Here is an 8,963-nt window from a genome sequence, read left to right as displayed (position 1 = left end):
AGTTCACCCCCATCTGCGGCAGCACGATCGCCAGCGGCGCGACCAGTCCGCCGGCGAGCCCGGCGATGGCCGCGCCGAAGGTGAAGGCGATGGCGTAGGTGCGCCGCGTGTTGATGCCGACGCCCTCGGCCATTTCGCGGTTCTGGATGACGGTGCGGATGTCGAGACCGAAGGACGTGCGGCTGATCAGCAGGATGACGCCGAGCAAGGTCAGCATGGCGATGCCGATCAGGATCAGCCGATAGGCCGGGTAGACGGTGAAGAAGAGGTCGAGCGTGCCCTCGATAGGCGGCGTCACCGGCTTGGCGCCGAGACCGAAGATCAGTTCCAGCCCTTGCTGCAGGATCAGGCTGACGCCCCAGGTGGCAAGCACAGTTGAGACCGGCCTGGAATAGAGATGGCGGATGATGGCGAATTCGAGGATGCAGCCGATCACCGCGCCGGCGATGGGGGCAGCCGCCAGCCCTAGCCAGAACGAGCCACCCATGCTCTGGACGAAATAGACCGCGAAGGCGCCGACGGTGACGAACTCGCCATGTGCCAAATTGGTCACGTTCATCAGGCCGAAGCTGATCGCCAGCCCGAGCCCGACCAGCATCAGGATACTGATCAGCGTCAGCGCATTGAGCAGCGTGGTGATGACGAAATCCATCGCGTCAAGCCGCACTGGCGAGACGTTGGCGCAGGCCGGCGAGCAGGCCTTCGGCGGCATCGATCACCGCGGCCTGATGAAGCTGCAGGTCTTGCCCGGCCCATTCGTCGATATGGTCCGACAAAGGGTCGACCACTTCGGTACGGTGATTGGCTAGCGTCTCGATGACGGCATGGCCGCAGAACGGCACATAGCCCTCGGAGTAGCCGCCTTCATGGGTCATCATCAGGCGCCCTTGCGAGGTCTCGGCGGCCAGCGCAACCATGCGCGCGGCGAGACGCCTGAAGCATTCGCTGTTGAGCATCATGCGGCCGAGTGGATCGAAGCCGGACGCATCGAAGCCGGAGGCGACGATGACGAGGTCCGGTCTGTAGGCGCGCAGTGCCGGTGCGACAACGCGGTCGAAAGTCGCTTCATAAGCACCGGTGCCGCTGCCGGCCGGCAGCGGGATGTTGATGTTGAAGCCCTCGCCGGCATCTTTCCCGTTGTCGGCCAGCGCACCGCGCCCGGTCGGATAGAGATTGTCCTGGTGCACGGAAATGGTCAGAACCGACGGGTCGGAATAGAACACCGTCTCGGTGCCGTTGCCGTGATGCACATCCCAGTCGACTATCGCCGCGCGCCCGAGCAAGCCTTCATGCTGCAGCCGGCGGACAGCGACGCCAATGTTGGAGAACAGGCAGTTGCCCATCGCCTGGTCGGGCTCGGCATGGTGTCCCGGCGGCCGCGCCAGCGCATAGGCATTGTCGACGCGGCCGGTCAGCACGGCGCGCATCGCGGCATAGGTGGTCCCGGCCGACAGCAGCGCGATGTCAAAACTGTTGAGGCCGATCGGCGCCTGCGGCCCGGCGAAACCGGAGCCGCGTTCGCTGAGCATGCGAATATCGTCGACATGGCGTTGCGTGTGCACGCGCAACAGGTCGTCGACCGAGACCGGCTCGGGGATGATCGGCACCAGATGCCGCGACAGGCCGCTGACCTGGATGAGGTTGTTCAGCCGGCGCTTGGAGCCAGGGGATTCCAGATGCCGGCCGGGTTCCACGAAACGGCCGGGCGGCATCATGTCGGCGCTGGAGCCGGTGTCATGCCACATCAGCTGTTCGTGAAAAACGTAGCCTGTCGCCATGCGCAGCGTCCTCTGAAAACCAGGTGACGCTAGCAGGCTAACGATCAGATGGCCCGACCCGAAAGTGGGGTCGCGCCTCTTATCTATGCCCCTCCTTTCGGAGGGGTATGGGCGCCTGCAGATCCTTGCGCGGCGCGCACCGCCTGCACCCGGTTGGTCACCGCGAGCTTGCCGAAAATGTTCTTCAGATGCCATTTCACCGTGGTCTCGCTCACCGACAACGCCAAGGCGATATCGCGGTTGGACATGCCCTCGGTGAGATAGCGCAGCAGTTCGGCCTCGCGCTGGGTGAGCTGTTCCTTCTCGGCGGCTGGTGCGGCCAGCTTGCGCGTCGCGACAGGCATCGCCTGCGCGGCATCGATGATGCGCGACGCATAGGCTGACAGTGCGGGATCGGTCTTCGCCTGGGCCGCGCGCAGCCGCATCAACCCTTCGACAACAGGCCTTCCCTCGTCGACGAAAGAGCGGATGAAGCCGGAGGGTTGGGCGAGACGCAACGCATTGAGGAGATTGCGGTCGGCCTCGCGTTGGTCGTGGAAGGCGCTGGCCGCCTTGGCGCGCAGGATCAGCGCCAATATATGGCGGCGCATGCGCCCGCTGTCTTTCGTGCGCTCGAGCAGCGCGTCGAAAACCCCCGCGGCAGCGGCATAGGATTTCTCGGCCGTCAGCAGGCGGCCCTCGGCAAAGAACTCGAACTCGTTGGCGGTAGTGATGACCACCGAAGCCTCGGTCCCTTCGCCCCGATGCTCGGCCAGCAGCGCACGCGCCTCGGCAATACGGTTCTGGTCGAGCAGCACACGTATGCGGTCATGCACGATCATCGATGCCAGGCGGCGATACACCGTGCCATGTACGCGTTGATAGACGCGCTCAAGCATATCCAGTGCCGCTTCGGTGCGACCGGTCAGCTGCAGCACGCGGGCATAGGTCGGCACGCTGGCCAGGGGATAGACGATGACCGCCGCGCCCTCGATCTGCGGTCCGAGATTCTCGACCAGGGTCAGCGCTTCGCCCGACGCATTGGTCTCATAGGCAAGTTCCGCAAGCAGCGTGCCGGCCAGGGCCTCGGCATAGGAGTTTGCACCGATCCGCGCCCGAGCCTCGATGATCGCGTTGCGCAGCAGCCGCTCGGCGGCGGGCAAGCGGCCCGCCGAACGCTCGATCACGGCCATGTAGCAATTGGCAATGGTGACGCCGAGCAGGCTGCCGCTTCGCTCATGCGCCCGGCGTGCCGCATCGATGGCGGCGCGTGCGCCGTCGAGGTCACCCAGCGCATAGAGGTTGTAGCCAATGACATTGGCGGTCGCGCCCTCCATGAACCAGGCATCGGGCGCGATGACGCGCAGGGCCGCAAGGGCTGTGGCGCGCGCCTGATCGAACTGCTCCAGCGTGCTGTGAACGGCGGCGGCGAGAACCACGAGCTCGGCCTCGATCGTTGTGCCGGTCATCGTGCCCGGGTCGTTGCTGTCGGTCGGTCCGGCTTCGACCAGCTTGCGCGCATTGCTCAGCGTCTGTTGGGCAATCTCCGGCTGGCTGCTGTGCACCGCCAACCACAGCACGACCAGCTGCAGCCGAATGCGCTGGTCGATCAGCTTCCTCGGCAGCAGTGCCAGCAGCTGGCGCACGTAGAGAAGCTGGCACTGGGCGATGAGGTCGAGCGCATTGTTCTCCACGAACACCGCCGCGCGGGCCTGGTCGCCGGCGGCCAGCGCGTGCCCGATCGCCTCTGTCAGCATCTTGCGCTCGCCGAACCATTCGGCAGCCGCCAGATGCAGCGGCGCGATCATCTCCGGTTCGCGCCGTTCCATTTCGCGGCTAAGGAAATCGCGGAACAGATGATGGTAGCGGAACCAGCGCCGCTCTTCGTCGAGCGGCACCAGGAACAGGTTGCGCGTCTCGATCTCGGTGATCGCCGCTTCGGCGTCGGCCGCGCGCATCACCGCCCGGCAGGGCTCGGCGCTGAAGCGTTCGAAGATCGAGCTGTAGAGCAGGAATTTTGCGATCGCCGGCGGCAGTTCCAGGAACACTTCGCCCATCAGGAAGTCGGCGACGTTTCGGTTGGCGCCGGTAAAATTGCCGATGACGGTTTCCGGTGCATGCGCGGCACTCAGTGACAAAGAGGCCAGTTGCAGGCCGGCGGCCCATCCTTCGGTGCGCGAGCACAAGGTCTCCACCGTGCCGCTGCTGACGCTCAGGCCCAGCTTGTCGTTGAAGAAAGCTTCGGCCTCGGATGAGGCGAAACGCAGATCGTCGGGGCCGATTTCGAAAACGTCGCCAAGCACCCGGAGCTTGCCGAGCTGCAGGTCGGGCAGGCTGCGTGAGCCGATGACGAAAGCAACATTTTCCGGCGCCTGCCGGGTCAGGCGCTCCATGAACCGCTTCACCGCCGGCGCCTCGACGGCGTGGTAATCGTCGAAGAACAGGGTGATGTCGGCCTCGCGCGCCGCCAGACCCGCCACAAGTGCCGCGAGCACGACATCGAGCTGCGGGATGGGGCTCGACTGGAAGGCAAGGTCGAGTTCCGCCGGGCTCTGGACCAGATGGCGCAGCGCGCCCACCAGATGCGATAGGAAGGCGCCCTCATCATTGTCCGTCGCCTCGCAGGACAGCCATGCCGTCAGCCTGCCGTGGCGTGCGATTTCCGCAGCCCATTGCGCCATCGTCGTCGATTTGCCGAAGCCGGCGGGCGCGGCGAACAGCACGATGCGCGTGTCGATATGACGCGCCAGCGTCGACAGAATGGTCTCGCGGCGCACCCATCGGCGATGGTGCGGCGACGCTTGGCTGACGGATTGCGGAGCTGTTCTCATCTAGGTCCGCACAGCCTGTAGCTCTCTGGGGGAGAGTCGCCGCAGCCGCTCCACTCCGCTTCGATCAGCGGAATTTGCGGTGCGGCATCGCGCGGCAAGGTTCCCTTGATACGGGGATCGTCGACGATCTCAAATCCGGTAGCGAAGGGCACGAACCCGCAGGCGCTGTAGAATCCGATGACGCTGTGATGATCGAAGCTGCTTGTATGCAGCCAGATGCGGCTCGGGTTGAGACGCCATGCGAGCTCCAGTGCCCCGGCCATCAGCCGTTTGCCGAAACCGCGGCCGGTCAGGGACGGGAACAGGCCGAAATAGGTGATCTCGATCTCGTTATTGTCGGCGGCGAAGAACTCGACCATGCCGAGATGCGCGCCGGTTTCATCATGGCCGTAGTAGAGATGCTGGCGCGGGTCGGCGAAATGCTCGGTGATTTCGGCATCGGACATTTCGGAAACGCGGTCCCACAGCCAGGGTGCGCCGATCTTGAGAAAGATCGCCCGGTAGGAAACGCAGTCGGGCGTCGTGATCCGTGTCATGCCCAAAGGGCGCGCGAGATCCGGCTGCGGCGTACGCGCTTCCATCCAGGTCACCGCATTGGCAAGCTTGCCAGCCGGCAGGCGATGGTAGCCAATGGCGAGATCGGTGATTTCGGCGGGCATCGTGTCTTCTGTGATCAACGCATTCCTCGTCATGTCTTCCAGAGATAGCAGTATCGGCTTGCTGCATCCGATGCCAACTCCCCCAAGACCATGGCAGCATCGAACGGCAAGTCCTGGACTGAAAGTTTGGCGCGCATGCCTCTTGCATTTCACAGGAATGGCATATGAGATATGATACACCATCCAGATGAAAGTGAAATATGATGCCTAAGCGGATTGCGGATGAGGCCATTCTGAGCGCAGTCGATGATGGCTTCGCCCGACAGGTCGCGTTTCTGCAAGACCTCGTGCGCTTTCCCTCCCAACGTGGCGAGGAACACCCCGCGCAGTCGTTTATGGCCGCCGCCTACGAGGCGGATGGCTACGCGGTCGACATGTGGCGCGTCGATGTCGACGTGATTCGCGACCTGCCGGGTTTTTCCCCCGTGGCGGTCTCTTACGACGATGCCTTCAACGTCGTTGCTACCCACACGCCGCGAAACGCGACCGGCCGCTCGCTGATCCTCAACGGCCATATCGATGTCGTTCCGACCGGACCGCTCGACCGCTGGGTCCGCGATCCCTACGATCCGGCGATCGAGGATGGCTGGATGCATGGCCGCGGCGCCGGCGACATGAAGGCCGGCCTGTCCGCCTGCCTCTATGCGCTGAGCGCCTTGCGTAGCCTTGGCTATCAGCCGGCCGCGAACGTGTATCTCCAGTCGGTGGTCGAGGAGGAATGCACCGGCAATGGCGCGCTTGCATGCCTGCAGCGCGGCTACCGCGCCGACGCCGCCTTCATTCCCGAGCCGCTGGAGCCGCGGCTGATGCGGGCGCAGGTCGGGCCGATCTGGTTCAGGGTCGAGGTCGACGGCGATCCGCAGCATGCGTCGGGTGCATTTTCGGCCGGCGCCAATGCCATTGAAAAAGCCTTCGTCATCATCCAGGCGCTGAAGCAGCTCGAAATCGTCTGGAACGCGCGCAAGGTCGATGATCCGCATTTCCATGATCACCCGCATCCGATCCGCTTCAACCTCGGCAAGATCGAAGGCGGCGAGTGGACATCGAGCGTTCCGGCGCGCTGTGTCTTCGAGATGCGCGTCGCCACCTATCCCGGCCAGAGGCTCGAAGACGCCAGGGCCGAGCTCGAGGCCTGCATTGCCGATGCGGCGCGCGCCGATCCGTTCCTGGCCAACCGACCACCCAAGATGACCTACAATGGCTTCATGGCCGAGGGCTATGTGCTGGAGGGCGCCGACGAGATGGAAGCGGTGCTGCGCCGCAGCCATACCGCCGTGTGGGGCGAGCCGCTGACGGAACACGTCACCTCGGCGACCACCGATGCACGTTTCTTCGGCCTCTATGCCGACACGCCGGCGATCGTCTACGGCCCGATCTGCCGCATGCCGCATGGCTATGACGAGGCCGTCGATCTCGACTCGGTGCGCAAGGTCACCCAGACGATCGCGCTGTTCATCGCCGACTGGTGTGGCCTCGAACCTATCGAGGCTAAGCCATGAATGCGGCGGTGCCCGATGCGTTCGGCGAAACACTCGCCGAGGACGCACCGGGTGTCTCCACGGCCGACGCCCTCGCCATCCTGCGCCGGCACTACGGGCTGACCGGCACCGCGCGTCCGCTGCCTGGCGAACGCGACCACAATTTCCATATTCAGACCGACGGCGAGGGCGAGTTCGTCCTGAAGATCTCCCATCCGGCGGAAGAAGCTGGCTTCACCGACTTCCAGAACAAGGCGCTCGACCACATCCTTGCGGTCGACCCCACCTTGCCGGTTCCCTCGGTGCGCAAAAGCATCGAGGATGAAGCGCAGTTCGCGGTCAGCGTCGCTGGATCGGCGCCGCGCATTATCCGGCTGGTGACCTATCTGTCCGGTCAGTTGCTGTCGCGCTCGCCGACTTCCGAGGCGCAGGATCGCAATCTGGGCATCTTCCTCGCCCGCCTCAGCCGGGCGCTGCGCGGCTTCTTCCATCCGGCCGCCGGCAACGACCTGCTCTGGGACATCCGCAAGGTCGCCAAGACACGGCCGATGATGGCGCACATCACTGATCCGAGTCGGCGGGCGATGGTCGAGCGCGCGATCGACTCCTTCGAGGAGCATGCTGCGCCGGTCATCCCGAGCCTGCGCGCGCAGATCGTCCACAACGACATGAATTCCTACAATGTGGTGATGGATGCTTCGCGGCCGGAGGTCGTGAGCGGCATTCTCGATTTCGGCGACATGATCCATTCGCCGCTGATCTGCGACCTCGCCATCGGCGCCGTCTACCGCTGGCCGGCGGAAGGCCATCCGCTGGCACCGGCAGCGCGCTTTGTCGCAGGTTATCAGTCGCTCCAACCACTGGAGGAGGAAGAGATTGGCATTCTCTTCGATCTGATCCGTGCCCGACTTGCGCTCATCGTCAACATCGCCAGTTGGCAGGCCGAGCGTTTCCCGGCCAAGCGCGACTACGTGCTGCGCCTCGCCACCGAGGTCTGGGCTTCGCTTGAAAAGCTTGATGGTCTGTCGTCCACCGATGCCCGCCGCTATTTTCTCGACCATTCCAATCCGGAGTAGATGCTCGTGCCCCAGTCCTCGCCGTATCCCGCAAATGCCGACGCGGCTGCATCGGAGCGCGCGCTGCTCGAACGCCGCGCCAGGCTGCTCGGGCCGACCTACCGCGCCTTCTACCGCAACCCTATTCATCTGGTGCGCGGCAGCGGTGTGTGGCTCTACGATGCCCAGGGCCGCAAGTTCCTCGACGCCTACAACAACGTCGCCTCGGTCGGCCACTGCCATCCGCGCGTCGTCGAGGCACTGTCCGGGCAGGCCGCAACGCTCAACACCCACACACGCTATCTCAGCGAGATCATCCTCGATTACGCGGAAAAGCTTCTCGGCACCGTTCCGGCCCATCTCGGCCACGCGATGTTCACCTGCACCGGCAGCGAGGCGAACGACCTTGCCATCCGCATTGCCCAGCATTCCAGCGGCGGCACCGGGGTGATCATCACCGATTTCGCCTATCACGGCGCCACCATAGCGACGGCGCAACTGTCGCCGGCGGCGGTCGGGGCAAAGGGGGTACCAGCGCACCACCGCACGGTGGCAGCGCCGGACACGTTCCGCGACCATGGCCGGGCCGCGCATGATTTCGCCGGAAATGTCGCCGCTGCCATAGAGGACATGCGAGCAAAAGGCATCAAGCCGGCGGCGCTGCTTCTCGACTCCGCCTTTTCCAGCGACGGCATCTTCTTTCCCGATGCGGCGGTGATGCGCGAAGCGGCGGATCACGTCAAAAAGGCCGGCGGCATCGTCATCGCCGATGAGGTCCAGTCCGGCTTCGGCCGGCTTGGCCAGGGCATGTGGGGCTTCGCAAACTATGGCATCGAGCCTGACATCGTCTCGATGGGCAAGCCGATCGGCGATGGGCACCCGATGGGCGCCGTGCTCGTGCGGCCGCAGCTTGTCGCCTCCTTCGGTTCGAACACCGGCTACTTCAACACCTTCGGCGGCAACCCGGTCGCGGCCGCTGTCGGCCTCGCCGTTCTCGATGTCATCGAAGGCGAGGGGCTGATCGAGAATGCGCGCAATGTCGGCGCCTATACGAGTGAACTGCTGCGCGCCCTGCAGGGCCGGCACGGCGCGGTCGCTGATGTCAGGCACAACGGCCTCTATTTCGGCGTCGAGCTGACGGCGGACGGCGACGAGGCTCTGGCCGCCACCAAGACATCGGCGG

7 protein-coding genes are annotated in these 8,963 nt (G+C 64.7%); 3 read left to right on the top strand and 4 right to left on the bottom strand.

The window, feature by feature from the left end; all coding sequences use genetic code 11:
• The 4 genes from EOA22_RS16330 to EOA22_RS16315 form a co-directional block, all read right to left on the bottom strand.
• Positions 1-712 (bottom strand): branched-chain amino acid ABC transporter permease (locus EOA22_RS16330; protein ID WP_245478639.1); only part of this gene is annotated, 712 nt, incomplete at its 3' end.
• Positions 657-1,778, bottom strand: coding sequence for a class II histone deacetylase (locus tag EOA22_RS16325; RefSeq protein WP_013532992.1), 1,122 nt, complete (start codon positions 1,776-1,778; stop codon positions 657-659). The genes EOA22_RS16330 and EOA22_RS16325, both read right to left, overlap by 56 nt.
• A gap of 83 nt (positions 1,779-1,861) precedes the next feature.
• Entirely contained in the window at positions 1,862-4,588 is a 2,727-nt protein-coding gene (locus EOA22_RS16320; RefSeq protein WP_063167562.1) for a LuxR C-terminal-related transcriptional regulator, read from the bottom strand.
• Complete coding sequence (locus EOA22_RS16315; RefSeq protein WP_024502523.1) at positions 4,585-5,265, bottom strand: GNAT family N-acetyltransferase; 681 nt, start codon at positions 5,263-5,265, stop codon at positions 4,585-4,587. The genes EOA22_RS16320 and EOA22_RS16315 overlap by 4 nt, the downstream gene beginning before the upstream one ends.
• A 185-nt stretch (positions 5,266-5,450) precedes the next feature.
• On the opposite strand from EOA22_RS16315, the gene EOA22_RS16310 reads away from it, so the two are divergent.
• From EOA22_RS16310 to EOA22_RS16300, 3 genes are all read left to right on the top strand, one after another.
• Positions 5,451-6,746: an ArgE/DapE family deacylase gene (locus EOA22_RS16310; protein ID WP_063170179.1), complete on the top strand. Its 1,296-nt coding sequence runs from the start codon at positions 5,451-5,453 to the stop codon at positions 6,744-6,746.
• The gene (locus EOA22_RS16305) at positions 6,743-7,801 is read left to right on the top strand and encodes a phosphotransferase (protein ID WP_063167563.1); all 1,059 of its coding nucleotides are present in this window, start codon (positions 6,743-6,745) and stop codon (positions 7,799-7,801) included. Before EOA22_RS16310 ends, EOA22_RS16305 begins: the two co-directional genes overlap by 4 nt.
• Positions 7,802-8,963, top strand: a 1,162-nt coding sequence (locus EOA22_RS16300; RefSeq protein WP_164755493.1) for an aspartate aminotransferase family protein, incomplete at its 3' end; no start/stop codon positions are given.

The sequence above is a fragment of the Mesorhizobium sp. M7A.F.Ca.US.014.04.1.1 genome, assembly GCF_003998745.1.
Classification (GTDB): domain Bacteria; phylum Pseudomonadota; class Alphaproteobacteria; order Rhizobiales; family Rhizobiaceae; genus Mesorhizobium; species Mesorhizobium ciceri.
This window is presented reverse-complemented; position numbering and strand designations above follow the sequence as displayed.